The organism is Oleiphilus sp. HI0128 (genome assembly GCF_001635365.1).
This window is the reverse complement of the sequence record NZ_LWGG01000944.1, coordinates 1-745: the sequence shown is the minus strand read 5'-3', so window position 1 is coordinate 745 and position 745 is coordinate 1. Positions and strand designations below refer to the sequence as shown.

Annotated in this window: 1 protein-coding gene; it reads right to left on the bottom strand. The window is 44.6% G+C overall.

The window, feature by feature from the left end:
• Positions 1 to 745: chemotaxis protein CheA (locus A3763_RS15400; protein WP_231872218.1), on the bottom strand; the 745-nt coding region annotated here is incomplete at both ends.

Here is a 745-nt window from a genome sequence, read left to right as displayed (position 1 = left end):
GTTTATAGTATTCTTCCAGCTCATAAGGGCTGACTCGAACAATACCTTCAATAGTATTCAGAGGAATGGCGTAGAAGTCTTCACCAATGTTTACCATCAGCGCTCGGTTAACGGATACCGTAAAGGGTAGACGAATAGCAAACTCGGTACCGTGACCAAACTCAGAATTGATTTCAATGCTGCCGCCCATTTGCTTGATTTCACTGGCTACAACGTCCATGCCGACACCTCGACCGGAAATCTGCGTCACTTTTTCTGCCGTACTGAAACCCTGGTGCATGATAAATTGCATAATTTCATGGCGGCTAGGTTTCGTGTTTTTGGGTACAAGCCCTTGTTTTATCGCTTTATCTAGAACAACTTTGTCGTTAATTCCAGCGCCATCGTCCTTCATCTTCAAGACAATATTTCCGCCTTCACGCATTAGAGAGAGTGTGATTGTGCCACTCTCTGGTTTGCCAGCTTTTTTACGCTCGTTAACAGTTTCAATACCATGATCGAGGGCGTTACGTAACATGTGTTCAAGCGGAGCGACCATTCTTTCCAATACGGAACGATCCATTTCACCTTCGGTATTCAGTGCATCAAAATCGACTTGCTTACCTAGCTCGCCACCAATTTGGCGAACGATACGGCGTAGTCTTGGAACAATTGATGAAAACGGTATCATCCGTGTTTTCATCAAGCCTTCTTGCAGTTCTGAGTTAATACGGGATTGCTGTAATAATAAAGTCTCGGCATCTCG